We start from the raw sequence: 25,741 nt of genomic DNA, 5'->3' as shown, positions 1-25,741 counted from the left end.
GGACTCACCATGCCCACGGGCCTGGTGGCCGCCGTCGAACCCGGCACGGGGTTCCGCGGCCGGGACGTCGCCGGTGCCCGGTACGACGACCCCGTACGATGTCGGTATGCCCGGGTTGCCAGGCTGCGGAGCCGCCGACGAAGCCATGCGCGAGTGCGACCTGCTGTACCCCGGCATGGACTTCCCGTCCACCGACGTCCTGCCCCGCCAGGGGCACAGGGGCGGGACGCCGACGTCTCCCGGCGCACCGGACCGCCGACGCCGCGTCCCCGTGTCGTTCGTCCACGGCCCGACGGCCGTCCCCCTGCCCGCGCACGGCACCGCTCACCCGCACACCGACCCCGCCGCGCCGGCCGTGCCGCCGGAGATCACCGCCGAGCGGACCGGTGGCATCGCGCTGTCCCGGTCCGAGCCGCGCGACGTCCCGCGCCCCTGAGCCGGCTCATGGATCGGGAAGTGGCGGAGGAGGGCGTGCGGTTCGCGGTGCTCGGGCCCGTACGCGTCTGGCGCGGAGGGCAGGAGCTGGACCTCGGAGGTCCGCAGAACAGGGCGTTCCTGGCCGTGCTGCTGTTGCGGGCGGGGCAGCCGGTCGCCGTGAGCGAGATCGTCGACGCGCTGTGGGGACCACACCCACCACGCAGCGCGGTCAACGTGGTCCGCCGCCAGGTCGGAGCCCTTCGCCGCCTGCTGGAGCCCGGCCTGCCCCCGCGCGCGGCCGGCCGCTGGCTGACCCGCGACGCCGGCGGCTACCGGTTGCGGGCCGATGACGACAGCCTGGACCTGCTCCGGTTCCGCGGGCTGCGCGAGCGGGCCGCGGGGGTCGTCGAGGAGTCCCCGGCCCGTGCCCTGGAACTCCTGACGCGAGCGCTGTCCCTGTGGGCGGGACCCGTCGCCTCCGGGACCGCACCGGACGTACGCGCGCGCCTGGTCCCCGGTGCCCTGCGGCGCGAGCACCTCGCGGCGTTGCAGGAGGCGGCGGACGCGGCGCTGCGCGCGGGCGTGCCGCACGCGGTCGTGCCCGGGCTCCAGCAGGCCGCCGCCGACCATCCCCTGGACGAACCCCTCCTGGCCCGGCTGATGCTGGCCCTCGCGGCCGCCGGCCGTCGCTCGGAGGCGCTGGCCACCTACGAGGCGGCCCGTCGGCGCCTCGCCGACGAGTTGGGCATGGACCCGGGGAGGGAACTGCGGGAGGCGCACCGCGAGGCACTGCTCGACGCGGCACCGGCGCCGGCGGGGGAGGCTGCCGGCGTGCCGCTCCGGGAGGCGTCCGGTCCGTATCCGCTCACCGTCCCCGCCCAACTGCCCCATGATCTGGGCACGTTCACCGGCAGGCGCGCCGAACTCGCGGAGGCGCTGGGCCTCTCCGGTGGCGACGGGCAGCACACCGGCACCGTGGTGATCAACGCGATCGGCGGGATGGCCGGCGTCGGCAAGACCACGCTCGCGGTGCACTGGGCCCACCAGGTCGCCGACCGCTACCCGGACGGACAGCTCTACGTCAACCTGCGCGGCTTCGACCCGTCGGGCGTGGTCACGGACCCGGGCGAGGCCGTCCGCGGCTTCCTCGACGCGCTCGGGGTACCGCCGGAGCAGATCCCGCCCGGCCTCGACGCCCAGGCCGCGCTGTACCGCGGCGTCCTGTCCGGACGACGGGTCCTGGTCCTGCTGGACAACGCGCGGGACGCCGACCAGGTGCGGCCGCTGCTTGCCGGGGCGCCGGGCTGTCTCACCATCGTCACGAGCCGCAGCGAACTGACCGGGCTGGTGGCCGCGCACGGCGCCCGGTCCCTGACACTGCGCCCGTTCGACGCGGACCAGGCGCGGGAACTCCTCGCCGGACGGCTGGGCGCCGAACGGATCGCGGCCGAGCCCCGGGCGGCGGACGAGATCGCCACGCTGTGCGCCGGGCTGCCGCTCGCGCTCGCCTGCGTCGCCGCACGTGCCGCCATCCACCCCCACTTCCCGCTCCAGGCCGTGGCCGGGGAACTGCGCGAGGCCCACGGCAGTCTCGACGCGTTCACCAGGTCCGACACCTCCGTGGACGTGGGCACGGTGTTCTCCTGGTCCTCGCGAGCCGTGTCACCCGACGCCAACCGGCTCTTCCGGCTGCTCGCCCTGCACCCGGGCCCCGACTTCTCGGTACCCGCGGCGGCCGCCCTCGCCGGACTCCCGCCCCGCCAGGCGCGGCACGCGCTGGCCGAGCTGTCCGGTGTCCACCTCGTCAACGAGAACCCGCCCGGCCGCTACGGCCTCCACGACCTGCTCCGGGCCCATGCCGCGGAACTGCTCGACGCCCGGGAGACGGAGGCGGAGCGGCAGGCGGCCGTCGACCGGTTGTTCGCGTACTACCTGTACGGCGTGTACGCCGGTGCCGCCGTGCTCGCGCCGAACGACGACCCGGTGCCGATCCCGCCGCCGGCGGCGGGCACGCCTGCCGAGACGTTCGCCGACGACCACCGCGCCCTGGCCTGGGTCACGGCCGAGCACCCGGTCCTGCTCGCCGTCATCGACGCGGCGGCGGCTTCGGGCCGTGACCGGCTCGCCTGCCTGCTGGCGTGGTCCCTGGAGCCGTACTTCGACCGGCGCGGCCACTGGCACGACGGGGTGACCGCCCAGCGCACCGCCTTCGACGCCGCCCTACGGCTCGGTGATCCCGTCTGGGAGGCCCGCGGACTGCGGGGGCTGGCGCGGGCGGAGGCCAGGTTGGGCCTGCTCGGCCGAGCGGGCCCACGCCTCGACCGCGCGCTCGAACTCTTCGCCGAGGCCGGTGACGACATCGGCCGGGCGGAGACCCATCGAAGCCTGGGCTGGATGAGCGAGCAACAGGGCGACCTCGCCGGTGCCCTCCGGCACAACCAGCTGGCTCTCGACCTGTTCCGTGCCGCCGGCCACCGGGCCGCGCAGGGCAGCGTCCTCAATTCCGTCGGCTGGTACCACGCCCTGCTCGGGGAGTACCGGCAGGCGCTCACGCACTGCTTCGAGGCCCTGACCGTGCTCCAGGAGCAGGGCGACCGCTACGGCCAGGCCGCCACCTGGGACAGCATCGCCTACGCCTACCACCAGCTGGGCCGGCATCCGCACGCCCTGCTCGGCTACCGCAACGCCCTCGCCCTCTACCGCGATCTCGGCGTGCCCTACCTGGAGGCCGAGAGTCTCCTCCGCATCGGTGACACCCACCTCGCCACCGGCGATCACGAAGGCGCCCGAGCCGCCTGGCGACAGGCCCACGCCCTCCTCGTCGGGCTCGGCCACCCGGACGCCGACCGGGTCGCCGACCGCATCCGGACGGGCACACCCGTGCGCGGAGCGGTATGAGCGCTATCCGGAGATCCCGGAGCCGGAGCCGGAGCCGAGGCTGGGGTCGGTGTCGGTGTCGGTGTCGGTGTCGCCGGAGCCCGGTACCCGAGGGTCCGGCCCGTCCGGTACCACGGGCCCCGACGCGGTGTCGAAGGCATGGGTCACCTCGGGCAGGGTGCCCGGGACGAGCAGTTCGCGGGCCCGCTCCTCGTGGCGGCGGTCGGTGGCCGTGAGCCGGACCCGGTGCTGGGCGCGGTGTTCCGCCCAGGTGGCGACCAGGTAGGTCTCGACGAAGCGTTCCGGGTCGTCGCCGTCCTGGTAGAGGCCCCAGTCGACGGCGCCCGTGCGGCGCCTGGAGCGGGCGACACGGCGCATCCGGTCCGTGAACTCGGCGCGGTCGTCGGCGGGGACGCGGTAGACGACCGAGACCAGGACCGGGCCGTCGGCCTCGCCCGGCTCGAACACCAGGGGAGGAGTGGGCCAGTGGTCGGCCGGCGCGGGGTCGATCCCCTCGGCGTCGTGCAGCGGCCACCGGCGTACGCTCGCGGCGCCGAGCAGCGACACGGCGCAGGCGGCCAGCAGGCAGGCGCGGAGCCCCGCCCGGTCGGCCAGCGCACCCCACAAGGGTGCCGCCAGCGCCTGACCGCCCTGGAAGACCATGAGGTAGACGGCCAGGCCACGGGCCCTGACCCAGCCGGGAAGGCGCGTCTGCACGGCCGCGTTGAGCGTGGCCAGCACCGCGATCCAGGCGAGGCCCGCCGGCAGCAGAGCGACCGCCGCCAGCCACGGCACCCGCACCGTGGCCAGCACCGCCGGCACTCCGGCGAACACCAGCGCACCGGCGACGAGGGTGCCGTTGGCCCCCAGTACCCGGCGGACGCGGGGCAGCACGAAGGCCCCCGCCACCGCCCCCAGGCCCACCGCTCCCAGCAGCAGCCCGTACCCGCCCGAGCCCAGCCCCAGAGTGCGGCTCGCGCTCAACGGCAGCAGCGCCCACAGGGCGGCGCCGCCCGGGACGAACAGGAGGGTGCGCAGCAGGACCCGTCGCACTCCGGGCGCGTTCCACACGTAGCGGCGGCCGGCGTACAGGGCCGCCACCAGCCGTTCCCGGCCCGCGGCGGGGCCGGCCGCCGGCGGGCGCCGCCAGAGCACGAGCACGGCGGCGATGCCCAGGTACGAGGCGGCGTTGAAGGCGAAGACCCACCCCGCGCCCGTCGCGGCCACCACCGCCCCGCCGAGTGCCGGGCCGACGGCACGGGCCAGGTTCATGTTCACGGCGCCCAGAGCCGCGGCCTGGCCGAGCCGGCGGCGCTCCACCAGTTCGGGCTGGATCGCCTGCCAGGCCGGCCCCATCAGCGCGGTGCCGCAGCCCAGCGCGAAGGTGAGCACGAGGAGCAGCGTCGGCGTCAGGGCGTCCGCGAACGCCAGTGCGGCCAGCACGCCGGACACCGCGAGCATCGCGAACTGCGCGGCCAGCAGCACCGAGCGCCGGTCGAAGCGGTCGGCCGCCACCCCGGAGGGCAGGGCCAGCAGGACGACGGGAAGACTCGCGGCGGTCTGCACGAGCGTCACCACCGCGGCGCCGTGCCCGACCAGCAGCCACTGGGCGCCCACCGTCTGCATCCAGCTCCCGGTGTTGGAGACCAACTGGGCGATCCACAGCGCCCGGAAGACACGCCCCGCGAGCGGCGCCCACGGCGAGTCGGTCTCCGCGGGCCCTGGCGACGACGGTGCGATGCTCATACTCGTCCAGACCGGTGCGGGGCGGATGGGTGTGGTCGTCTGTGACCCTAGGGGCCGCGGAGGGCGCACTCTTGACCGAGAGCGCACGGGGTGTGGTCCGGCAGCGCCGTCGCCCGGGCCGGTGGGCGCGCCCCGGGTCCGTACGCTGTCGCCATGGATCGGCCCACCCGGGCACGAGGCAAGACGGAGTTCGGCGAAGTGACGCGGTTCGAAGTGCTGGGACCCCTGCGGGTGTGGCGCGGGGAGGACGAACTGGATCTCGGCTTCCCCCAGCAGCGGGCCCTGCTCGCTCTGCTCCTGGTGCAGGCGGGGCGGCCGGTGCCGACGAGCGAGATCGTCGAGACGCTGTGGGCCGGCCGGCCCCCGGCCAGTGCCGTCAACGTCGTGCGCCGCTACGCCGGCACGCTGCGGAGGCTGTTCGAGCCCGGCCTGCCGCCGCGAGCGACCGGCCGGTGGCTGCTCCGCCGCGCGGGCGGCTATGTGCTGGAAGCGGCCACCGACGACATCGACCTCCTGCGCTTCCGCGACCTCACCGAGCGGGGCGGGCGCGCCGCCGTCGCGGACCCGGAAGCGGCCGTACGGCATTTCGTCGCGGCGCTGGGTCTGTGGCGTGGCCCGGTGGCGGCGGGCATACCCGCCGCCGTGCGTGAGCACGTCCGGTTCGCGGCCGTGGAGCGGGAACTCGTACGGACCACCCAACTGGCCGCCGACGCCGCTCTGCTGTGCGGCCAGGCACGGCAGGTACTGCCGCTCCTGCGCCGGGCCGCCCGGCGCGAACCGCTGAACGAGCCGGTGCACGCCAGGCTCGTCCTGACGCTGGCGGCCTGCGGTCTGCAGGCGGAAGCCCTGGCGGCCTACGGCGACGTCCGGCGCGACCTGGCCGCGGAGCTGGGCACCTCGCCCGGCCCCGAACTGATCGCGGCCCACACCCGGGTGGTGCGCCAGCAGGTGTGGCCCGTCCGGGAGAACAGGCAGGTGTGGCCCGTCCAGGAGAACAGGGACGTGCGGCAGCGGGAGCCGGGGACACGCGTCGCCCGTCCCGCCCAGTTGCCGTCCGATCTCACCGTCTTCTCCGGCCGGGGGACGGAACTCGACCGCCTGACCACGCTGGCCGACTCCGCCGCCGGTACCCGGACGCCCGCGATCGTGCTGGTCAGCGGAATGCCGGGGGTCGGGAAGACGACGCTCGCCGTGCACTGGGCGCACCGGTTCGCCCACCGGTTCCCGGACGGCCACCTGCACATGGAGCTGGGAGGCGCCGATCCGGCGGGGGCCGCCGAACCGCTCACCGAGGTGCTCCGCCGAGCGCTGTCCGCCCTGGGAGTGGCTCCCCGGCGCATGCCCGACGGCGTGGACGCGCTGGCGGGCCTGTACCGCGGCCTGATCGCCGGCCGGCGCGTCCTCGTCCTCCTGGACGACGCCGCCGGCACGGAGCGGGTACGCCCGTTGCTGCCCGCCTCACCGGGCTGTCTGGCGGTGGTCACGAGTCGTAGCGCGCTGTCCGGCCTGATCGCCTCGGGCGCCCGTCCGCTGCGTCTGGAACCGCTGTCCCCGGCGGACGCGCACACCGCGCTGGCCCGGCGGATCGGCGCGGCACGGCTGGCGGCCGAGCCCGACGCCGCCGAGGAGATCATCGCCCGGTGCGGTGGCCTGCCGCTGGCACTGGCCGTCGTCGCCGCCCGCGCCGACAGCCGCCGGGACGTTCCGCTGTCCGCCGTCGCCGCCGATCTCCGTGCCGCCGGCGGGGTCCTCGACGCCTTCTCCGCGCCCGGCGGCACGTCCGACGCCCGGGCCGCCTTCCGGTGCTCGTACCGCTCGCTGTCGCCCGACGGCTCCCGCCTCTTCCGGCTGCTGTCCCTGCGTCCCGGCGCCGACGGCACGTTGGGCGAGGCCGCCGCGCTCGCCGGCCTGCCGGTTCGCCGAACCCGCGTGCTCCTGGGCGAACTCACCGACGCCCACCTCGTCTCCGAACCCGCTCCGGGCCGCTACGCGCTCCACGACCTGCTGCGCGTCTTCGCCGCCGAACTCACCGAGGCGCATGAGAGCCCGGCCGAACGCGAGGCCGCCCGGAACCGCCTGGCGGGCCGGGCCGGGGGCGGCGCGGCACCCTCACTCTCCTGTCACTCTTTTTGAACTTTCACCTGTCTACGCTCCGGGCGAAGTGGACGACGGCCCGTCAGGGCCACCGGAGCGCGCGGCCCCGGTAGGGACCGCCGCAGCGTTCGTCGCTGTCGCCGCTTCGTGTGACGACAGTTCGGAGGCAAGCGGTGAGCACGTCCACTACCAGTACGAAGGCTGTGGGCAGCCGGAGCGGTTCGGCGTACGGGTCCTCGCGGCGGCACATCGTCCGGCGGATGCCCATGGGGTCCGACCTCGTCATCATGGACGGCGCCGCCCCGGCACGGCTGCCCTGGGAGAAGCGGCCGCACGGCGAGCCGGGCACCGTCGGACAGCCCCTGCGGCTGATCGCCCGGGACAGCGGCGAGTACCTCTTCGTGGGCCTGCGAGGCGGCGGCGGAGCGCCGTGCGCGCAAGAAAGCGCCGCTGACGTACTCCTGGGCCCGGGAGACATCTGCTTCTACGACTTACACCGGCCGTCCGTACTCGACTTTCCCGAGCGCTTCCGTCTCAAGGTCTTCCTGCTCCCTCGCGAACTCCTCGGGCTCGCCCGGTCCGACGTGCCCCGTCTCACGAACGCCCCGGTCACCGCGGCGTCCCGGCTGGGCACCCTGCTCTCGCCGTTCCTGTCCGACCTCGCCGACACGGCGGCGGTGTCCCGCTCCACGGTCGGTGAGATGCTCGTCTGGAACGCCGTGAGCCTGCTGTCCACTCTGGCCACCGAGCACCTGGCCGAACAAGCGCGGAGTGAGCCCGGAGCCCGGGTGCCGTTGGTGTCGGAGATCGTGGAGTTCATCGACCGGCATCTCAGGGATGCGGAGTTGTCGCCCGAGATGATCGCCAGGGCCCACCACATCTCCGTGCGCTACCTGCACAAGCTCTTCAAGGACGAGGGGACGACGGTCGGGCGGCTCATCCAGCGCCGGCGGCTTGAGGAATGCCGGCGCGCTCTCACCCTGGGGTCCTGGGATCACATGACCATCGCGGCGGTCGCCCGTCGCTGGGGCTTCCGGAGCCCCACCCACTTCAGCCGCGTGTTCCGGGCCGCCTACGGGATGTCCCCGAGCGAGTGGCGGGGTGACGCCCAGCGGTGCGGCCGTCCGGTCCGCGGCTGAACCGGACGGCCGAGACCCCCCGGCACGGCCAGAGATCCCGGCCGCCGGCGGACACGTGCCGCCGGCAGCCGGGATCCACGGCTCAGGACGCCGACCGGACCCAGGCCGCGTCGGTGGCGGACAGCCGGTGGGTGACCACGGAGGTGAGCGCCAGGAGCAGCAGGGCCAGACCCAGCGCGAGCACCAGATGCCCGCGCAGGACGAGTTCGCCTCCGACGAGGGCGCCGAGCAGCATGGCCAGCACGGACAGGATCCGGCGGCCGGCCCTCGGCGCCGCCCCGCCGGCCGGACCCGAATCCGCGGCCAGCCCGGTCAGGGTCAGGGTCAGTACGGTCGTGGTGAGGTCCGGGACCCCGACGCGCCGGGCGACCGCGTTCTGCAGGCCCATGCCGAGTCCGAGGCACACGATCAGCGTGTACTGGACACCGGTGGTGACCCGGCCGTCGGTGGCCGCCGTGACGGCGACGGTGACGGCCACCAGGACCGTCTCCGCGGCGGTGGCCCTCTTCAGCAGGTGCCCGCGGTGCGCGGCGAAGCGGCTGCCGAGACCGCCGCCGGCCAGCGCGCCGAGGAGGAACGCCGCCAGTGCCACGACCGAGGCGACCACGGACAGGTTCGGGGCGCCGGCAAGGGAGAAGCCGAGGAACACCACGTTGCCGGTCATGTTGGCGACGAAGACGTGTCCCAGGGCCAGGTAGCTCACCGCGTCGACCAGACCGGTGACCACGGTCAGGGCCAGCATCAGGGGAGGCAGCGGGCCGTGGCGGTCGTCCCTGGGCGGGACCAGCGTGCGGACCGCGTCAGTCAGCAGTCCGCGCACGGGGCTTCCCTCCCGCCGGGGCCGGCTCGCGGTCGCGGTGCAGTACCGCGCGGGTGAGCAGCCCGCTGGCCGGACCGGCGACGATCACGGCCCAGGCGACCCACGCCGGCCAGGGGGTGATGCCCAGCGCGTGGTCGAGGGACCACCGGCCGGGCCCCGTGAGGGCCAGTGCCGCCGAGACGAGGACGAGGACCATCGGATACTCGTAGCCGTCGTTCTGCACCCAGAGGCCCTTGCCCCACTTGACGGTGCCCGCGACCGTCATCACGCCCATGGCGGCCATCGCGGCCAGGGGCGTGAGGAGTCCCGCGGCCAGGAACAGGCCGGCCCCGATCTGACTGGCCCCCGCGACCACGGCGGTCAGACGGCCGCCGCGGAAACCGTCGTGACGGAACTCCTCGGTGCCGCCCGCCAGGCCGTGGCCCCCGAGCCGGAAACTCACCTTCTGCACTCCGTGGCCGGCGACCAGCAGTCCCGCGACCAACCGGAGGACCAGCAGTCCAGCATCCATCTCTTCCCGCCTGTTCCTGACTCGTTGCTCGGTACGTCGCTTCCCCGCGTGGAATGCGGCTCAGCCGGCGGCGTGGGCGCCGATGACGGCCTGCGCGTAGACCACACCGAGGCCGTAGGCGCCGGCGTGCTCCTTCGCCACCTCGGTGACCGGGACGTACGTCTCGGTACGGCCCCAGTCCCGCTGCAGCTCCAGGAGCACCTGGAGCCAGGTGACCGGGACGGCACCGGCCTGGATCATGCGCTGGACGGCGTGCTCGTGGGCCGCCGGGCTGACGCCGCCGGACGCGTCGGTGACCACGTAGACCTCGTAGCCCTGGGCGATGGCCGAGAGCGTGGGCAGGACCACGCAGACCTCCGTCCACAGACCGGCGATGACGAGCTTCTTGCGGCCGGTCGCCTTGACGGCTTCGACGAACGCGGTGTCCTCCCAGGCGTTCATCGACGTGCGGTCGATGATCTCCTGCTCGGGGAACACCTCCGCGAGCTGCGGCATGATCGGACCGGAGAAGGACTCCGCGGCCACGGTGCTCAGCACGACGGGGACGTCGAAGACCTTGGCCGCCTTGGCCAGGCCCTGCGCCGCGTTGATGATCGCGGTGCGGTCGCCGCTGCCGGCGGCGAAGAACATCTGCGGCTGGTGGTCCACGAACAGGACCGCGCAGTTGTCCGGCGTCAGCAGGTCGGGGCTGGGGGACGCGGTGACCTCGGCGATGTCGACCATGAACGTGCCTTTCCATGAGAGGGATATCTGTGGTGTCCCGGGAGGGGCGGCTCGTGGCCCGGCCCCACCCGGAAGTCGTGAAGGAGAAACAGGGCTAGAACGTGAAGGGGAAATAGGGCTAGAAGGAGAAGCAGGGGTCGAAGGGCGCGTCGAAGCCCTCGGGGAAGAGCCCGCGTTCGACCCGCCAGGTGCGGTGCAGCTCCGCCTCCGCGACGGCCTCGGCGAGCGACTCGGCCTGCCGCGCGCCCGCGCACCGGGGCGCCTGGTAGCCGCCGAACCGCGCGACCGGGCTCCAGTCGGGGTTGACGGGCGGCAGTTCCTCGTCGAGCCCCGCGAACTCGCCGGCCGAGTAGACGATCCGGCCGCCGGTGACCGTGAGCAGCGACTCGATGTGCGCGATCTCGGGCTCGGGCACGGTGAAGTAGTCGTCGGAGAGCACCGCGAGGTCCGCGTAGCAGCCCGGACGCAGGACGCCCTTGACCTCCTCCTCGCCGGTCAGCCGGGCGCCGGCGAGGGTGAACATGCGCAGCGCGGTGTCCCGGTCGACCTGGTTGGCCGGCGGCCGGAGCGCCAGACCGGCGACGTTGCGGCCGCTGACCAGCCAGTGCAGGGCGACCCAGGGGTTGTAGGTGGAGACCCGGGTGGCGTCCGTGCCGGCGGCCACGGTCAGCCCGCGCTCCAGCATGGCCCGGACCGGCGGGGCGTCCGCCGCTCTGCCGGGGCCGTAGCGGCGCAGGAACGCCTCCCCCTGGAAGGACAGCCGGTTCTGCACGGACATCGCCCCGCCGAGCGCGGCGACGCGGTCGAGGCTTTCCCCGGACGCGGTCTCCGCATGGTCGAACAGCCACCGGTTCCCGGCCGGGAAGAGGCCCTCCGCGGCCAGCTTCTCGAAGACCGCGAGATCCCGGCGGATGGTCTCGTCGTACGTGGCGTGCAGCCGGAACCCCCAGCCGTTCTCCATGAGGAGACGTACGGCCCTCTCGAACTCGGCTTCGTAATCGCCGAGTTCCGGGCGCGGCTGGTTGAAGTTCTCGAAGTCCGCCGCCGCCCAGGTGAGGTTCTCGCCCGCGCCGTTCAGGCGCAGCCACTCGTCCCCGTCCTCGGGACGCGTCGTCTCTGTCCAACGGGTGAGGTCCGCTGTCTCCTGGCCCGGAACCTGCGGAAACAGGTGATAGGCGATGCGCAGCGACAACTGACCGGCCTCGGCCAGTTCGATGACGGTGCCGTAGTTGTCGGGGAAGTTCTGGAACCCGCCGGCGGCGTCGATCGCCGAGGTCAGACCGAACCGGTTCAGTTCACGCAGGAAGTGACGGGTCGAGACCTTCTTGTCCTCCCCTTCCAGAACCGGGGCCTTGGCCAGGGTCGAGTAGAGGATGAGCGCGCTCGGCGCGGCCAGCAGCAGACCCGTCGGTTCCCCGTCCCGGCCCCGCACGATCTGTCCGCCCTTGGGGTCGGGCGTGTCCCTGCCGAAGCCGGCGGCCCGCAGCGCCGCCCGGTTGAGCACGGCCGACTGGTACAGGTGCAGGACGAACACCGGGGTGTCGGGGGCGGCTTCGTTCAGTTCGGCGACGGTCGGCAGCCGCCGTTCGGCGAACTGCTCGACCGACCAGCCCCCCACCACCCGCACCCACTGGCCCTTGGGGGTGCGCGCGGCCTGTTCCCGGAGCATCGCCAGAGCCTGGCGCAGGGTGCGCACCCCGTCCCAGCGCAGTTCGAGTACGTAGTTGAGGCCGCCGCGAATCACGTGCAGGTGGGCGTCGTTGAGCCCGGGGACCATCCGCCGGCCGAGCACGTCCACCACTTTCGTGGCCGTACCGATGTGCGGGGCCACGTCCTTGTCGTCGCCGACGACCGTGATGACACCGCCCCGCACGGCGATCGCCTCGGCCTGGGGGCGGCCGGGATCTCCCGTGTGAATTCTGGCGTTGCGGACGACGAGCTCTGCGGCATCGTCGGTGGCCTGGGGAACCAGTCCGCCGACCGGCATGGGAGACACGTGTGCGGGACCCCTCCGGGATGAGTGTCTGATGACGCCCGCCGCGTCCGGACTCGGCGGACGGCAGCGGGCGGGGAGATGCGGTGGTACGCGAGGGTTCGCCATCGAGCCGATGTGCTGATGTGCTGATGTGTCGATGTGCTCACGGGCGAACCGCGACCGCCGAGCCATCACGCTAGGCCCGCCGGACACCGACGTGTGTTCCGTCCGCGCACTGGCGCGTTCCTCCCAGCGCACTGGACACGGACCGGCACGGCACCGGTGCGCTGCGGGGACATCGGACGTGCGCTTGCGGACAACTCGCCCGCACACGGCCGACCTACGGTGACGACCACCGGCGCCGGAGTGCCCAGCACGACGATCCGGGCGATCGCCGGAACGACCGGCGTATCCGACGACTCTCCAGGAGTTCCCCATGTCCGCATCCCCCCAGCCGGCGCAGCCGGTGCTGGAACCCGAGGCAGCCGCGTTCGCGGAGGCGACCGCCAACCCGCCCTACCTGTTCGACCTGCCGCCGGCGGAGGGCCGCAAGGCCGTCGAGGAGGTGCAGTCCGGGGAGATCGAGAAGCCGGCGGTCGACGAGGAGTGGATCACCGTCTCGGGCGGCCCCACGGGCAGCGTCCGGGCGCGCGTCGTCAAGCCCGCCGGCGCCGAGGGCACGCTGCCGGTGATCCTCTACATCCACGGCGCGGGCTGGGTCTTCGGCAGTGCCCACACCCACGACCGCCTGGTGCGCGAGCTGGCCGTCGGGGCGGACGCGGCGGTCGTCTTCCCCGAGTACGACCTGTCGCCCGAGGCGCGCTACCCGGTCGCCATCGAGCAGAACTTCGCCGTCGCGCGGTGGATCGTGGAGCAGGGCGCCACCAAGGGCCTGGACGGGACGCGCCTGGCCGTGGCGGGCGACTCGGTCGGCGGCAACATGACGGCCGCGCTGACCCTCATGGCCAAGGAGCGCGGCGGCGTCCCGCTGGCGCAGCAGGTCCTGTTCTACCCGGTCACCGACGCGAACTTCGACACGGCGTCCTACCACCAGTTCGCCACCGGCTACTTCCTGCGCCGCGACGGCATGCAGTGGTTCTGGGATCAGTACACCACCGACGAGGCCGACCGCGCCCGGATCACCGCCTCCCCGCTGCGCGCCACCACCGAGCAGCTGAAGGACCTGCCCCCGGCGCTGGTCATCACCGGTGAGGCGGACGTGCTGCGCGACGAGGGCGAGGCCTACGCCAACAAGCTGCGGGAGGCCGGGGTGCCGGTCACCGCGGTCCGCTTCCAGGGCGTCATCCACGACTTCGTGATGCTCAACGCCCTGCGCGGCACCCACGCGGCCGAGGCCGCCATCACGATGGCCGCCCGCACGCTGCACGCGGCCCTGCACACCGCCTGACAACAGAGGAGACAGCACAGACATGACCACTTCCACGCCCACGGTGCTTCTCGTGCACGGCGCGTTCGCCGACGCGGCCAGCTGGTCCGGTGTCATCACGGAACTCCAGGGCCACGGCATCCCCGTCGTCGCGCCCCCGAACCCGCTCCGGGGCCTCGCGAGCGACGCCGCGTACGTCGCCTCCGTGGCGGCCCAGATCGACGGGCCGGTCGTGCTGGTCGGCCACTCGTACGGCGGTGCGCTGATCACCGTGGCCGGTGTCACGGAGAACGTCGTCGGCCTCGTCTACGTGGCCGCCTACGTCCTGGAGGAGGGGGAGAGCCTCGGCGAGCTGCAGGGCCGCTTCCCCGCCTCCCCGCTGGTGAGCAGCCTCAAGCAGTGGACGTACCCCGTCGCGGGCGGTGACCCCGCCGTCGAGGTCACCATCGCCGAGGACGCCTTCCCGTCGGTCTTCGCCGCCGACGTGCCCGCCGAGGTCACCAAGGTCCTCGCGGCGGCGCAGCGACCGCTCGCCGCCGGGGCCTTCGAGGAGCCCGCCTCCGCCGCCGCGTGGCGGACCAAGCCGTCCTGGGCCCTGGTGGCCGGCGCGGACAACGCGATCAACCCGGAGGTGGAGCGCTTCGCCGCGAAGCGGGCGGGGGCGACCGTCGTCGAGGCCGAGGGCGCGTCGCACGCGGTCGCCGTCTCCCGGCCGAAGGAGGTCGCCGACCTGATCCGCGAAGCGGTACGCGCGACGAGCTGACCCGGCGGCACGGCCGGGCCGCGCGGACGCACTCCCGCATCGCGCCCGCGCGGCCCGGCCGCTCCCCACAGCCCCCGACCGGTGACACTGGCCCGCATCAGCCCCAGCGGCCTGACGCTGCCTTCACACAGCACATGCCCGTCCTGAAGCGGACTCAGTAACCTTTGCGCACGGCCGCCGGACAGGTGTGCCGTCGTAGCGAGGTGAGAGGTCCCATGTTCACCACCCGCCCCACCCTCCAGGGCACCTTCGGCATGGTCTCCGCCACCCACTGGCTCGCCTCGCAGTCGGCGATGGCCGTGCTGGAGCGGGGCGGGAACGCCTTCGACGCGGCGGTGGCCGGGGCGTTCGTGCTGCATGTGGTCGAGCCGCATCTGAACGGGCCCGCCGGCGAGGTGCCGATCCTGCTCGCCCCCGCCGGCGGCGCGGTACGGGTGCTGTGCGGACAAGGGGTGGCCCCGGCGGGTGCCACGGCCGCGCGCTACCGGTCCCTCGGGCTCGACCTCGTGCCCGGCACCGGGCCGCTCGCCGCCGCCGTGCCCGGTGCCTTCGACGCCTGGCTGCTGCTCCTGCGCGATCACGGCACCACGTCCCTGGAGGACGTGCTGTCGTACGCCATCGGCTACGCCGAGCACGGGCACCCGCCCGTCGAGAAGCTCGGCGCGACCGTGGAGACGGTACGGGAGTTGTTCGAGACGGAGTGGAGCTCGTCGGCGCGGGTGTACCTGCCCGGCGGCCGGTCGCCCCGTCCCGGGGAACCGCTGCGCAACCCCGCCCTCGCCGCCACCTGGAAGCGGCTGCTCGCCGAGACCGCCCGCGCGGGCGGCCGGGAGGCCCGGATCGACGCCGCGCGCGAGGTGTGGCGCTCCGGGTTCATCGCCGAGGCCCTGGTACGGCAGTCCCGCCGGCCCACGTTGGACACCAGCGGCGAACGGCACACCGGCACCCTCACCGAGGACGACCTCGCCGGCTGGTCGGCGACGTACGAGGACCCGGTGACGTACGACTGGAAGGGGTGGACCGTGTGCAAGGCCGGGCCCTGGAGCCAGGGGCCCGCCTTCCTCCAGCAGCTCGCCCTCCTCCCGCCCGAACTGCCCGCCAACGGCTCCGCCGACTACGTCCACCTGCTGGTCGAGGGCTGCAAGCTCGCCATGGCCGACCGCGAGGCCTGGTACGGGGACGCCGCCGACGTGCCGCTCGCCGACCTGCTGTCGGACGACTACACCACCGCCCGGCGGGCCCTCGTCGGCGCCGAGGCCTCCTTCGAGCTGCGTCCCGGAAGCCCCGGTGGACGCGCCCCGCGCCTGCCCGCACAGGCGCACGCGCGCGTGGCCGACGACGGCGCCCCCGGCTTCGACGCGCTGGGCGCCGGGGAGCCCACCGCCGCCGAGGTCCCAGGGGAGCCGCACGTCGCCGTCGACGGCACCACGCGCGGGGACACCTGCCACCTCGACGTGGTCGACCGCTGGGGCAACATGGTCGCCGCCACGCCCAGCGGCGGCTGGCTCCAGTCCAACCCGGTCGTCCCGGAACTGGGCTTCCCGCTCGGCACCCGCCTGCAGATGACCTGGCTGGAGGAGGGCCTGCCGAACACCCTCACCCCGGGCCGTCGGCCGCGCACCACCCTCACCCCGTCCCTCGCGCTGCGCGACGGCGTGCCGGTCCTGGCCTTCGGCACCCCCGGCGGCGACCAGCAGGACCAGTGGCAGCTGCACTTCTTCCTCGCCGCCGCCCTGCGCGCCCCGATCCGCGGCGGCCTCGACCTGCAGGGCGCTATCGACGCCCCGAACTGGCACACCGACAGCTTCCCCAGCTCCTTCTACCCGCGCGGCCGGCGCCCGGGAAGCCTGACCGTGGAGTCCCGCACCGACCCGGCGGTGATCGCGGAACTGCGGCGGCGCGGCCATGACGTCACGGTCGGCCCTGCCTGGTCCGAGGGCCGGCTGTGCGCGGTCGCCCGCGACCCGGAGACCGGCGTGCTGTCGGCCGCGGCCAACCCGCGCGGGATGCAGGGCTACGCCGTGGGCCGCTGATCCGGGTACGGCGGCGGCCGGCGACCCCTGTTCTTCATCCCGATTCCATCCGGTGTGCACCGCCCGGGCGCGGGCGTTGTCAGTGGGTCGTGCTCTCATGGAGGCATGATCGACAACACGGAAACCATCGACGAGTTTCTCGCCCGCTGCTCCGACGACGTGGAGGAGGCGGTCCGCAAGGCCGCCGCCGCCGAGATCCTGCCCCGCTTCCGCCGCCTCACGGCCGACGAGGTCGACCAGAAGAGCGGACCGCACGACCTGGTGACGGACGCCGACCGCCTCGCCGAGCTGCGGCTCACCGAGGACCTCGGCGCCCTGCTGCCCGGCTCCGTGGTGGTCGGCGAGGAGGCCGTGCACGCCAACCCTGCGGTCTACGAGGCGCTCCGGGGCGACGCCCCGGTGTGGATCGTGGACCCGGTCGACGGCACCCGCCAGTTCGTGCACGGCGACGACGGCTTCTGCACGCTGGTGGCACTCGCCCACCGGGGCGTCGTCGTCGCCTCCTGGACCTATGCGGCGGCCCGCGACCAGTTCGCCCGCGCCGTGCGCGGCCAGGGCGCCTTCCTCGACGGCGAGCGGCTGTTCGCGGGCCCGCCCGCACCCGGCCGGGACCTCGTCGTCGCCACCTCCCACCCGGACTTCACCACCGACGAACAGAAGCGGGCGCTGCGCGCCCTGTGGACCGACGGCATCGCCCCGCGCCCGTGCGGCTCGGCCGGCCTCGAATACCTCGCCGTCGCGCGGGGCGAGCTGGACGCCGTGGCGTTCTCCTGGGAGGCCGCCTGGGACCACGCGGCCGGTCTGCTGCTGGTCGAGGAGGCGGGCGGCGCGCACCTCACGCTCACCGGCGAACCGTTCCGGGTGACCGGCGGCAACACCCTGCCGTTCACCGCCGCGCGCGACACCGCCACCGCCCGGCGGCTGGCCGCCGTACTGGGCGCGGCGGTCTGACGGCGGCACCGGCCCCCGGGCGCCACCCGGGGCCCGGGTATGTCGGTGCACCGGCATATCCTGATCGGAAGTGGCCATCGGCTGACGAAGGGGTCCGAAGGTGCCGTCGATGCTCGATGCGGTCGTGGTGGGTGCGGGGCCGAACGGACTGACCGCGGCCGTGGAGCTGGCCCGGCGCGGCTTCTCCGTCGCCGTGTTCGAGGCGCGGCCCACCATAGGCGGCGGTGCCCGCACCGAGGAGCTGACCCTCCCCGGTTTCCGGCACGACCCCTGCTCGGCCGCCCACCCCCTCGGCATCAACTCGCCCGCGTTCCGCGCCCTGCCCCTGGACCGCTACGGCCTGGAGTGGCTGCACGCCGAGCTGCCCATGGCCCACCCCTTCCCGGACGGCAGCGCGGCCGTGCTGTCCCGCTCGGTCGCCGAGACCGCCGCCTCCTTCGGACCGCGCGACGCGGGCGCCTACCGCAGGATGGTCGAGCCGCTGCTCGCCCACTGGGACACCCTCGTCAAGGACTTCATGTCCCTGCCGCTGACCGCGCTGCCCCGCGACCCGGTCACCCTGGCCCGCTTCGGCCTGGCCGGACTGCCCCCGTCGACCTGGCTCATGCGCCGCTTCCGGGACGAGCGGTTCAAGGCCCTGTTCGCCGGTCTGGTCGGCCATGTGATCGCGCCGCTCGGCGGACTCGCCACCGGCGCCGTCGGCCTCGTCTTCGCGCTGGCCGCCCACGCGCGCGGCTGGCCCCTCCCACGCGGCGGCTCCCAGGCCATCTCCGACGCCCTCGCCGGCTATCTGAAGGACCTCGGCGGCGCCGTGCACACCGACTACGAGGTCAAGCGCCTGGACGACCTGCCACCCGCCCGCGCCTACGTCTTCGACACCTCGCCCACCGCCCTCGCCCGGATCGCCGGACTCGGCGACTACTACGCCGACTACCGGTACGGCGCCAGTGTCTTCAAGATCGACTACGCGCTGGACGGCCCGGTGCCCTGGACCGCGCCCGAAGCCCGCACCGCCGGAACCGTCCAGATCGGCGCGAGCCGTGGAGAGATCGGCGCCGCGCTCCGGGCCGCCTCCCGTGAGGGCCGGGCCCCCGAGAAGCCCTTCCTGATCACCGTGCAGCCGAGCGTCGTCGACCCCGGCCGCGCCCCCGAGGGCAAGCACGTCTTCTGGGCCTACGGCCATGTGCCCAACGGCTGGTCGGGCGACCTCACCGACGCCATGGAACGCCAGCTGGAGCGCTTCGCACCCGGCTTCCGCGACCGCGTCCTCGCCCGCGCCGTCGCCGGTCCGGCCGAGCTGGCCGCCCACAACGCCAACTACGTCGGCGGCGACATCGCCTGCGGCGCGGCCTCCGGACTCCAGCTCCTGCTGCGCCCCCGGCTGTCCCTGTTCCCGTACCACACCCCCCACCCGGCGGTGTTCATCTGCTCCTCGGCGACCCCGCCGGGACCGGGCGTGCACGGCATGTCCGGGCACAACGCCGCCCGGGCCGTCTGGCGGAGGCTGCGACAGACATGACCGGCACCCGTGTCGTCTTCGTCCAGGGCGACATCACCCGGCAGAGCGTCGACGCGATCGTCAACGCGGCCAACTCCTCGCTGCTCGGCGGCGGGGGAGTCGACGGCGCCATCCACCGCCGCGGCGGCCCCGCCATCCTCGCCGAGTGCCGCGCCCTGCGCGCCTCCCGGTACGGCAAGGGCCTGCCCACCGGCCAGGCCGTCGCCACCACGGCGGGCGAGCTGGACGCCCGTTGGGTGATCCACACGGTGGGCCCCGTCTGGTCCGCCGCCGAGGACCGCACCGCCCTCCTCACCTCCTGCTACCGCGAGTCCCTGCGCGTGGCCGACGAACTCGGCGCCCGCACGCTCGCGTTCCCGGCCGTCTCCGCCGGCGTCTACCGCTGGCCGATGGACGACGCGGCCCGCGTCGCCGTCGAGACGGTACGCAACACGCCGACCGCCGTCGAAGAGGTGAGGTTCGTGCTCTTCGACGACCGGGCGTACGGGGCGTTCGCCCGGGAAGCGGGCCGGTGAGCACCCGCGCGTAGGCGTTCCGGCACCTCCCGCGCCGCCCGGCAGGGCCTCGGGCCTTCCTGACCCCGGCCCCGTACCCGTGGCCCCCGCGTGGCATCATCGGCCGACATCACGACCGCAGCCGCCCGAGGAGCACGATGGAGCCCGCTCTCACCGCCCCGCCCGACGGCGGCGCCCCCGCCCCGGACGGAGCCGAGAGCCCCGGGGAGGCCGTCCCGCGTCCCTCCCTGCTCGACGACTTCTCCCTGGAGATGACCGGCAAGGACGTGCCCCGGCTCGAAGAGGCCCGTGCCCTCGTCCCGGACGGTACGCGGGTCAACATCACCTTCCTCGCCGGCGAGGATCTCACCACCCGGCTGGCCGCCGCCCGCGCGGTCAGGCGGCTCGGACTCGTCCCCGTACCGCACATTTCCGCGCGCCGGCTGCCCTCCCGCTCGGCCCTGGAGGAGTTCCTCGCCGGGCTGGCGGCGGACGGCACCGCCGAGAACGTCTTCCTGGTCGGCGGCGACCCCGCCCGCCCCGAGGGCCCCTACCCGGACGCGCTCGCCCTGCTGCGCACCGGCCTGCTGCCCGGATACGGGGTGCGCCACGTCGGGATCAGCGGCTACCCGGAGGGCCACCCGGCGATAGCCGGCCCCGCCCTGTGGTCCGCGCTCACCGGCAAGGCCGCCGCCATCGACGCCGGCGGGTTCGGCGGTGACGTCATCACGCAGTTCGGCTTCGACGTCGACCCGGTGCTGAGCTGGCTGGAAGCCGTCCGGGCCCGGGGCGTGCGGCTGCCGGTGCGCGTCGGCGTCCCCGGCCCGGCGGGCGTGCGCCGGCTGCTCGGCTACGCCGGCCGGTTCGGCGTGGCCACCAGCGCCTCCGTCGCCCGCAAGTACGGCTTCTCGCTCACGAACCTGATGGGTACGACCGGACCGGACCGCTTCCTGCGCGAGCTGGCCGACCGCTACGACCCCGCGCGGCACGGCCGGGTGAAGGTGCACTTCTACACCTTCGGCGGCCTGCGCGCCACCGCCGACTGGGTCACCCGCTTCCGGGAGTACGGCCACGCCTGACCCGCTGCTCACGCCCACCGCCAGGTCGGATTCCTGCCAGCGAGCGGGTGCGGACGTGGCCGATGCTGGACGCATGCAGACAGGGATGCACCTCGACCGGGAGCACTGCGTGCGCGCCGTGCAGTCCAAGGACGCGCGGTTCGACGGCTGGTTCTTCACGGCCGTACTGACCACGCGGATCTACTGCCGGCCCAGCTGCCCCGTGGTGCCGCCCAAGGCGCGGAACATGACGTTCTACCCGAGCGCCGCCGCGTGCCAGCAGGCCGGCTTCCGGGCCTGCAAGCGGTGCCGCCCCGACGTCAGCCCCGGTTCCCCGGAGTGGGACCGGCGCGCCGACCTGGTGGCCCGCGCCATGCGGCTCATCGCCGACGGTGTCGTGGACCGCGAGGGCGTGCCCGGACTCGCCGCGCGGCTCGGCTACAGCGCCCGGCAGGTGGAGCGGCAACTGCTCATGGAGGTGGGCGCCGGACCGCTCGCGATCGCCCGCGCCCAGCGCGCCCGGACGGCCCGCCTGCTCATCGAGACCACCCCGCTGCCCATGGCCGAGATCGCCTTCGCGGCCGGCTTCTCCTCCATCCGCGCCTTCAACGACACCGTCCGCCAGGTCTTCGCCCTCACCCCGACCGAGCTGCGCGCCCGGGTCCCCGGCAGCGGCAGGGCGGGCGCCCTCGGCACGCTCGCGCTGCGGCTGCCGTTCCGGGCGCCGCTCAACCCCGACAACCTCTTCGGCCACCTCGCCGCCACCGCCGTACCCGGCGTCGAGGAGTGGCGCGACGGCGCCTACCGGCGCACGCTCGACCTGCCCCACGGCCACGGCATCGTCGCCCTCACCCCGCGCCCCGACCACATCGCCTGCCGGCTCACCCTCGGCGACCCGCGCGACCTGACCGTGGCGATCAACCGCTGCCGCCGGCTGCTCGACCTGGACGCCGACCCGGTCGCCGTGGACGACCGGCTGCGCGCCGACCCGCTGCTCGCGCCACTGGTCGACCGGGCCCCGGGGCGCCGGGTGCCGCGCACGGTCGACGAGGCCGAGTTCGCCGCCCGGGCCGTCCTCGGACAGCAGGTCTCCACGGCCGCCGCCCGCACCCACGCGGCCCGCCTGGTCACCGCCCACGGCAAACCCCTGGACGACCCCGAGGGCGGCCTCACGCACCTCTTCCCGTCCCCGGCGGCACTGGCCGAGGCGGACCCCGGAACCCTCGCCATGCCACGCACCCGGCGCACCACCTTCACCACCCTCGTCCGGCACCTCGCCGACGGCACCGTGCGCCTGGGCGCCGAGTCGGACCGGGCCGAGACCCGCGCCCGGCTGCTCGCCCTGCCCGGCATCGGTCCCTGGACGGCCGATGTCATCGCCATGCGCGCCCTGGGCGACCCCGACGCCTTCCTCCCCACCGACCTCGGCATCCGCAAGGCGGCCGGCGAAGTGGGACTGCCGACGACCCCCGCCGCGCTCACCGCCCACGCGGAGGCCTGGCGCCCCTGGCGGGCCTACGCGGTGCAGTACCTGTGGGCGACCGGCGACCACCCCGTCAACTTTCTCCCGGTATAGGACAGTTCACCCATGACACGGCACACCGTGATCGACAGCCCCTACGGCCCGCTCACCCTCGTGGCCGACGCCGACGGCGCCCTGTGCGGCCTGTACATGGCCGGGCAGCGGCACCGGCCGCCCGAGGAGAGCTTCGGCCCGCCCGACCGCGGCCCACGCTGCTTCGGCGAGGCCGAGGAGCAGCTCACGGCGTACTTCGCGGGCGAGCTGACCGAGTTCACCGTCCAACTCGCCCTCTGCGGAACCCCTTTCCAACGCAGCGTATGGACCCAGCTCAGCCGCATCCCCTACGGCGAGACCCGCACCTACGGCCAACTCGCCCACACCCTCGGCAACACCGGCGCCTCCCGAGCGGTCGGCCTCGCCAACGGCCGCAACCCCGTCGGCATCATCGTCCCCTGCCACCGCGTCCTCGGCACCGGCGGCGCCCTCACGGGTTACGGCGGCGGCCTGGACCGCAAGCGCCGGCTTCTGGACTTCGAACGGGGAGCGGCGCTGTTCTAACGGGCCGCCAGGCTTGCCGGTGAGGAGTCAGTGCGCGGGATGGCCGTTCTCCAGTTCCGCCGTGCCACTGCCGGAGGCCAGGGTGTCCAGGGCGGCCAGGACGCGGCGGCCGAGGGCGCCCGGGAGGTGGGCGGTGAGGTCCTCGCGGGGGACCAGGCGCCAGGAGAGGAGTTCCTCCTCCTGGAGCTTGATGGCGGCGAGGTCGGCGTCGGTGAGGACGCCGCCGTCGTACAGGTAGGCCACCAGCGGCGGGCGGCCGTCGCCCCGGACCCAGTCCACGGCGAGCAGGCGGCCCGGTTCGCGGTCGAGGCCGATCTCCTCCAGCGTCTCGCGGCGGGCCCCCTGCCGCGGGGTCTCGCCGTCGTCCGACTCGATCGTCCCGCCCGGAAGCGCCCAGCCCTCGCGGTAGTTCGGCTCCACCAGCAGCACCCGGCCCTCGGTGTCCCGGAAGAGCGCGGCGGCGCCGGCGATGATGCGGGGCAGGCCCGCGATGTACGTGGCGAAGTCAGGAGTCGTGGTCATCCAGGAAGGGTAACCAGGCGCGGGGTGCGTTCGGCCGGCGCGCTGATCCGGACGCCGTCGAAGCCGAACACCGCGCTGCGGACCGTGTCCTGAAGCGGTCCTTCCACCGGTCCGGGATCGCGGCGGCGCCGTTCAGGACGCCGGCCACCGAACCGGCCGGCGCGCCGCCCGAGTCGGTGTCCGGACCGCCGCGCACGGTCAGGGCGATGGCGCGGGTGAAGCCGCCGTCGCCGTACAGCAGTCCGGCGGTGAGGACGGCCGCGTCCGGGACGGTGCGGATCCAGCCGAGGCCCGCCGTCTGCGCCGACACCGTGGCCGGCGTCTCCTCCCACGGCAGCACGGTCGGCGAGGTGAAGGCCGCCGAGAGCAGCGCGGCGGCGACCATCGCGCCGTACACGCCGTTCCCGGTGTGCGAGAGCACCGCGTCCCGGCGGCGACCGGGACGAGCGGGGGCAGGGTCCGCGGGTGGTCGGGGCATGACGGGGAGGCGGCCTTGCGGTTATGGTCGCAGCGGCGCGACTGGCCCTGACGTGCGCGGGGCCCGGAGAGCGAGGGGAATGCAAGGTGGCGGAAGCTGCTGTGGACGAGGACCGTCGGGTACTGGTCGCCGCGGACAAGTTCAAGGGCTCGCTGACGGCCGTGGAGGTCGCCGAGCGGGTCACGGCCGGGCTGCGCCGGGTGGTGCCGGACCTCCGGGTGGAGGCGCTGCCGGTCGCCGACGGCGGTGACGGCACGGTGGACGCGGCGGTCGCGGCCGGTTTCGAGCGTCGTACGGTCCGCGTCGCCGGGCCGCTCGGCGCGGAGGTCACCGCCGCGTTCGCGCTGCGCGGCGACACCGCCGTGGTGGAGATGGCCGAGGCGAGCGGGCTCCAGCGGCTCCCGGCCGGCGTCTTCGCGCCGCTGACGGCCTCCACGTACGGCTCCGGGCAACTGCTGCGGGCCGCGCTGGACGCCGGCGCCCGGACGATCGTGTTCGGCGTGGGCGGCAGCGCCACGACGGACGGCGGCGCGGGCATGCTGTCCGCGCTCGGGGCGCGGTTCCTCGACGCAGAGGGCGAGAGCGTGCCGCCGGGCGGCGGGGGCCTCGCCGCGCTGCGCCGGGCCGACCTGTCCGGGCTCGACCCGCGGCTGTCGGCGGTGGAGCTGGTGCTCGCCAGCGACGTCGACAACCCGCTGACCGGCCCGAAGGGCGCCCCGGCGGTGTACGGCCCGCAGAAGGGCGCCTCCCCCGAGGACGTGGCGACCCTGGACGCGGCCCTCGCGCACTACGCCGAGGTGCTGGAGGCGGCGGTCGGCGCGCGGGCGGCCCGGTACGCGGACTCCCCGGGTGCCGGCGCGGCCGGTGGCATCGGGTACGGCGCGCTGCTGCTCGGCGCCCGGTTCCGGCCCGGTATCGAGGTCATGCTCGACGTGCTCGGCTTCGCGCCGGCCCTGGAGCGGGCGTCCCTGGTCGTCACCGGCGAGGGCTCGCTGGACGAGCAGACGCTGCACGGCAAGGCACCGGCCGGGGTCGCGGCGGCGGCCCGGGCCGCGGGCCGGCCCGTGGTGGCCGTGTGCGGGCGGCTGGCCCTGTCGGAGGCGGCGCTGCGCGGCGCCGGCATCGAGCGGGCCTATCCGCTGACGTCGGTGGAGCCGGACGTCGCCCGGTGCATCGCTGAGGCCGGCCCGATCCTGGAGCGCGTCGCCGCCCGGATCGCCGAGGACCGCCTGAGCTGACCCGGGAGCGGCCGGCGGCATGGCGAAGGGCCCCGAACCGGATGGTTCGGGGCCCTTCGCCATGCCTTGCGGGAATGCCTTACGGCAGCTGCGCCGCCCGTGCCTCGCGGCGGTTGTCGCGGAAGTTGTTGACCCGGCGCGCCGTGGCGAACAGCGGGATCACCGCGCCCATCACCAACTGGAGCGCGCAGCCCGTCTGGAGCAGGAGCTGACCGCTCGGGGCGTCGAACGCCCAGGCCGCCAGCAGGCCCATCGAGAGCACGATCCAGGAGAGCATCGCGCCCGCGAGACGGCCCCGCGGCTTCGGGTACTCCACCCGGCTCACCATCAGCCACGCGGTGCCCAGGATCGCCAGCAGCGTCGCCACGAAGGGCAGCTCCAGCAGCACGATCGAGACGACCGTCAGCGCGCCGAACGGCGAGGGCATGCCCTGGAAGACGCCGTCCTTCATCGTGACGCAGGAGAAGCGCGCCAGCCGCAGTACGACCGCCAGCAGGACCACGATCGCGCCCAACGCCGCGACTCTCTGGTGCGCGTCGTCGGCGACCATGCCGTAGACGAGCACGAAGTAGGCGGGCGCGAGGCCGAAGCTGATCAGGTCGGACAGGTTGTCCAGCTCGGCGCCCATGGGGGAGGAGCGCAGCTTGCGCGCCACCAGGCCGTCGAACAGGTCGAACACCGCCGCGCAGAGCATCAGGATGACGGCCGTGGCGGCGCTGTGCCGCGCCATGCCCGCGGACTCGTCGTTCCCGGTCAGGTGCGGGATCAGGATGCCGGTGGTGGTGAAGTACACCGCCATGAAGCCGCACGTGGCGTTGCCCAGGGTGAGGGTGTCCGCTATCGACAGGCGCAGAGAGAGGGGCATCTCCTCTTCGTCGTCCACGTCGTCGGCCTCGGGCACCCAGCCCGCCTGGGT

The 25,741-nt window shown here is 74.5% G+C and carries 21 protein-coding genes and 1 pseudogene; 14 read left to right on the top strand and 8 right to left on the bottom strand.

The genetic code is table 11. The features are described 5' to 3' along the window. The first annotated feature begins 106 nt into the window (after positions 1 to 106). Both NX794_RS02100 and NX794_RS02095 read left to right on the top strand, forming a co-directional pair. A complete protein-coding gene (locus NX794_RS02100; RefSeq protein ID WP_258776279.1) occupies positions 107 to 436 on the top strand; it encodes a hypothetical protein in 330 nt (109 codons plus the stop codon). Positions 437 to 444: 8 nt separating this feature from the next. After that, entirely contained in the window at positions 445 to 3,315 is a 2,871-nt protein-coding gene (locus NX794_RS02095; protein ID WP_258776278.1) for an AfsR/SARP family transcriptional regulator, read from the top strand. A 3-nt stretch (positions 3,316 to 3,318) separates the two neighbouring features. On the opposite strand, the gene NX794_RS02090 is transcribed toward NX794_RS02095, so the two are convergent. After that, on the bottom strand, positions 3,319 to 5,040 hold the full coding sequence (locus tag NX794_RS02090; RefSeq protein ID WP_258776277.1) for an MFS transporter: 1,722 nt from the start codon (positions 5,038 to 5,040) through the stop codon (positions 3,319 to 3,321). Between the two features lie 153 nt (positions 5,041 to 5,193). Between NX794_RS02090 and NX794_RS02085 the strand changes: the two genes are divergently transcribed. Together NX794_RS02085 and NX794_RS02080 are read left to right on the top strand one after the other, a co-directional pair. Further along, a complete protein-coding gene (locus NX794_RS02085) occupies positions 5,194 to 7,173 on the top strand; it encodes an AfsR/SARP family transcriptional regulator (protein WP_258776276.1) in 1,980 nt (659 codons plus the stop codon). A 221-nt stretch (positions 7,174 to 7,394) separates the two neighbouring features. Further along, positions 7,395 to 8,273 (top strand): helix-turn-helix domain-containing protein, encoded by an 879-nt coding sequence (locus NX794_RS02080; protein ID WP_258776275.1) that lies wholly within the window; start codon positions 7,395 to 7,397, stop codon positions 8,271 to 8,273. An 82-nt stretch (positions 8,274 to 8,355) separates the two neighbouring features. Here the strand turns inward: NX794_RS02080 and NX794_RS02075 are convergent, their stop codons facing one another. The 4 genes from NX794_RS02075 to NX794_RS02060 form a co-directional block, all read right to left on the bottom strand. Next, positions 8,356 to 9,093, bottom strand: coding sequence for a YoaK family protein (locus NX794_RS02075; RefSeq protein WP_258776274.1), 738 nt, complete (start codon positions 9,091 to 9,093; stop codon positions 8,356 to 8,358). Then, positions 9,074 to 9,604, bottom strand: coding sequence for a DoxX family protein (locus NX794_RS02070; RefSeq protein ID WP_258776273.1), 531 nt, complete (start codon positions 9,602 to 9,604; stop codon positions 9,074 to 9,076). The genes NX794_RS02075 and NX794_RS02070 overlap by 20 nt, the downstream gene beginning before the upstream one ends. Before the next feature lie 60 nt (positions 9,605 to 9,664). Beyond that, positions 9,665 to 10,327, bottom strand: coding sequence for a hydrolase (locus NX794_RS02065; protein ID WP_258776272.1), 663 nt, complete (start codon positions 10,325 to 10,327; stop codon positions 9,665 to 9,667). Positions 10,328 to 10,445: 118 nt separating this feature from the next. Further along, on the bottom strand, positions 10,446 to 12,314 hold the full coding sequence (locus NX794_RS02060) for an amidohydrolase (RefSeq protein ID WP_258776406.1): 1,869 nt from the start codon (positions 12,312 to 12,314) through the stop codon (positions 10,446 to 10,448). A 424-nt stretch (positions 12,315 to 12,738) separates the two neighbouring features. Between NX794_RS02060 and NX794_RS02055 the strand changes: the two genes are divergently transcribed. The 9 genes from NX794_RS02055 to NX794_RS02015 all read left to right on the top strand — a co-directional run bounded on the left by NX794_RS02055 (position 12,739) and on the right by NX794_RS02015 (position 22,587). Beyond that, positions 12,739 to 13,710, top strand: coding sequence for an alpha/beta hydrolase (locus tag NX794_RS02055; RefSeq protein ID WP_258776271.1), 972 nt, complete (start codon positions 12,739 to 12,741; stop codon positions 13,708 to 13,710). 22 nt (positions 13,711 to 13,732) lie between these two features. Then, a complete protein-coding gene (locus NX794_RS02050) occupies positions 13,733 to 14,452 on the top strand; it encodes an alpha/beta fold hydrolase (RefSeq protein WP_258776270.1) in 720 nt (239 codons plus the stop codon). Between the two features lie 215 nt (positions 14,453 to 14,667). Beyond that, on the top strand, positions 14,668 to 16,485 hold the full coding sequence (locus NX794_RS02045) for a gamma-glutamyltransferase family protein (protein WP_258776269.1): 1,818 nt from the start codon (positions 14,668 to 14,670) through the stop codon (positions 16,483 to 16,485). Positions 16,486 to 16,590: 105 nt separating this feature from the next. Further along, complete coding sequence (locus NX794_RS02040) at positions 16,591 to 17,436, top strand: inositol monophosphatase family protein (RefSeq protein WP_258776268.1); 846 nt, start codon at positions 16,591 to 16,593, stop codon at positions 17,434 to 17,436. A 100-nt stretch (positions 17,437 to 17,536) separates the two neighbouring features. After that, positions 17,537 to 18,955 carry a phytoene desaturase family protein gene (locus tag NX794_RS02035; protein ID WP_309505954.1) on the top strand — a complete coding sequence of 473 codons (1,419 nt, stop codon included), beginning with the start codon at positions 17,537 to 17,539 and terminating at the stop codon, positions 18,953 to 18,955. After that, the gene (locus NX794_RS02030; protein ID WP_258776266.1) at positions 18,952 to 19,470 is read left to right on the top strand and encodes an O-acetyl-ADP-ribose deacetylase; all 519 of its coding nucleotides are present in this window, start codon (positions 18,952 to 18,954) and stop codon (positions 19,468 to 19,470) included. The genes NX794_RS02035 and NX794_RS02030 overlap by 4 nt, the downstream gene beginning before the upstream one ends. A gap of 251 nt (positions 19,471 to 19,721) precedes the next feature. Then, positions 19,722 to 20,528, top strand: coding sequence for a methylenetetrahydrofolate reductase (locus tag NX794_RS02025; RefSeq protein WP_258776405.1), 807 nt, complete (start codon positions 19,722 to 19,724; stop codon positions 20,526 to 20,528). Between the two features lie 73 nt (positions 20,529 to 20,601). After that, positions 20,602 to 22,083 carry an AlkA N-terminal domain-containing protein gene (locus tag NX794_RS02020; protein ID WP_309505953.1) on the top strand — a complete coding sequence of 494 codons (1,482 nt, stop codon included), beginning with the start codon at positions 20,602 to 20,604 and terminating at the stop codon, positions 22,081 to 22,083. A gap of 12 nt (positions 22,084 to 22,095) precedes the next feature. Further along, positions 22,096 to 22,587: a methylated-DNA--[protein]-cysteine S-methyltransferase gene (locus NX794_RS02015; RefSeq protein ID WP_258776265.1), complete on the top strand. Its 492-nt coding sequence runs from the start codon at positions 22,096 to 22,098 to the stop codon at positions 22,585 to 22,587. A 27-nt stretch (positions 22,588 to 22,614) separates the two neighbouring features. On the opposite strand, the gene NX794_RS02010 is transcribed toward NX794_RS02015, so the two are convergent. Continuing rightward, on the bottom strand, positions 22,615 to 23,109 hold the full coding sequence (locus NX794_RS02010) for an NUDIX domain-containing protein (protein ID WP_258776264.1): 495 nt from the start codon (positions 23,107 to 23,109) through the stop codon (positions 22,615 to 22,617). Continuing rightward, positions 23,106 to 23,575 (bottom strand): annotated as a pseudogene (locus tag NX794_RS02005) (ADP-ribosylglycohydrolase family protein); the annotation flags it as partial. The pseudogene NX794_RS02005 and the gene NX794_RS02010, both read right to left, overlap by 4 nt. 98 nt (positions 23,576 to 23,673) lie before the next feature. Here NX794_RS02005 and NX794_RS02000 point away from each other — a divergent pair. Continuing rightward, the gene (locus NX794_RS02000; RefSeq protein WP_258776263.1) at positions 23,674 to 24,825 is read left to right on the top strand and encodes a glycerate kinase; all 1,152 of its coding nucleotides are present in this window, start codon (positions 23,674 to 23,676) and stop codon (positions 24,823 to 24,825) included. 79 nt (positions 24,826 to 24,904) lie between these two features. Here the strand turns inward: NX794_RS02000 and pssA are convergent, their stop codons facing one another. Further along, entirely contained in the window at positions 24,905 to 25,726 is an 822-nt protein-coding gene (pssA, locus tag NX794_RS01995; RefSeq protein WP_258776401.1) for a CDP-diacylglycerol--serine O-phosphatidyltransferase, read from the bottom strand. Positions 25,727 to 25,741 lie beyond the last annotated feature (15 nt).

Source organism: Streptomyces pyxinicus (assembly GCF_024753135.1).
Lineage (GTDB): Bacteria > Actinomycetota > Actinomycetes > Streptomycetales > Streptomycetaceae > Streptomyces > Streptomyces pyxinicus.
The sequence above is the reverse complement of the archived record's forward strand: the minus strand, read 5'-3'. Positions and strand labels throughout refer to the sequence as shown.

What these genes read in the sequence shown, in the direction of transcription:
- NX794_RS02100 (WP_258776279.1), top strand. Translation starts at nt 107, where the DNA reads ATGCCCGGGTTGCCAGGCTGCGGAGCCGCCGACGAAGCCATGCGCGAG.
- NX794_RS02095 (WP_258776278.1), top strand. Translation starts at nt 445, where the DNA reads ATGGATCGGGAAGTGGCGGAGGAGGGCGTGCGGTTCGCGGTGCTCGGG.
- NX794_RS02090 (WP_258776277.1), bottom strand. Translation starts at nt 5,040, where the DNA reads ATGAGCATCGCACCGTCGTCGCCAGGGCCCGCGGAGACCGACTCGCCG.
- NX794_RS02085 (WP_258776276.1), top strand. Translation starts at nt 5,194, where the DNA reads ATGGATCGGCCCACCCGGGCACGAGGCAAGACGGAGTTCGGCGAAGTG.
- NX794_RS02080 (WP_258776275.1), top strand. Translation starts at nt 7,395, where the DNA reads ATGCCCATGGGGTCCGACCTCGTCATCATGGACGGCGCCGCCCCGGCA.
- NX794_RS02070 (WP_258776273.1), bottom strand. Translation starts at nt 9,604, where the DNA reads ATGGATGCTGGACTGCTGGTCCTCCGGTTGGTCGCGGGACTGCTGGTC.
- NX794_RS02065 (WP_258776272.1), bottom strand. Translation starts at nt 10,327, where the DNA reads ATGGTCGACATCGCCGAGGTCACCGCGTCCCCCAGCCCCGACCTGCTG.
- NX794_RS02060 (WP_258776406.1), bottom strand. Translation starts at nt 12,314, where the DNA reads ATGCCGGTCGGCGGACTGGTTCCCCAGGCCACCGACGATGCCGCAGAG.
- NX794_RS02055 (WP_258776271.1), top strand. Translation starts at nt 12,739, where the DNA reads ATGTCCGCATCCCCCCAGCCGGCGCAGCCGGTGCTGGAACCCGAGGCA.
- NX794_RS02050 (WP_258776270.1), top strand. Translation starts at nt 13,733, where the DNA reads ATGACCACTTCCACGCCCACGGTGCTTCTCGTGCACGGCGCGTTCGCC.
- NX794_RS02045 (WP_258776269.1), top strand. Translation starts at nt 14,668, where the DNA reads ATGTTCACCACCCGCCCCACCCTCCAGGGCACCTTCGGCATGGTCTCC.
- NX794_RS02040 (WP_258776268.1), top strand. Translation starts at nt 16,591, where the DNA reads ATGATCGACAACACGGAAACCATCGACGAGTTTCTCGCCCGCTGCTCC.
- NX794_RS02030 (WP_258776266.1), top strand. Translation starts at nt 18,952, where the DNA reads ATGACCGGCACCCGTGTCGTCTTCGTCCAGGGCGACATCACCCGGCAG.
- NX794_RS02025 (WP_258776405.1), top strand. Translation starts at nt 19,722, where the DNA reads ATGACCGGCAAGGACGTGCCCCGGCTCGAAGAGGCCCGTGCCCTCGTC.
- NX794_RS02020 (WP_309505953.1), top strand. Translation starts at nt 20,602, where the DNA reads ATGCAGACAGGGATGCACCTCGACCGGGAGCACTGCGTGCGCGCCGTG.
- NX794_RS02015 (WP_258776265.1), top strand. Translation starts at nt 22,096, where the DNA reads ATGACACGGCACACCGTGATCGACAGCCCCTACGGCCCGCTCACCCTC.
- NX794_RS02010 (WP_258776264.1), bottom strand. Translation starts at nt 23,109, where the DNA reads ATGACCACGACTCCTGACTTCGCCACGTACATCGCGGGCCTGCCCCGC.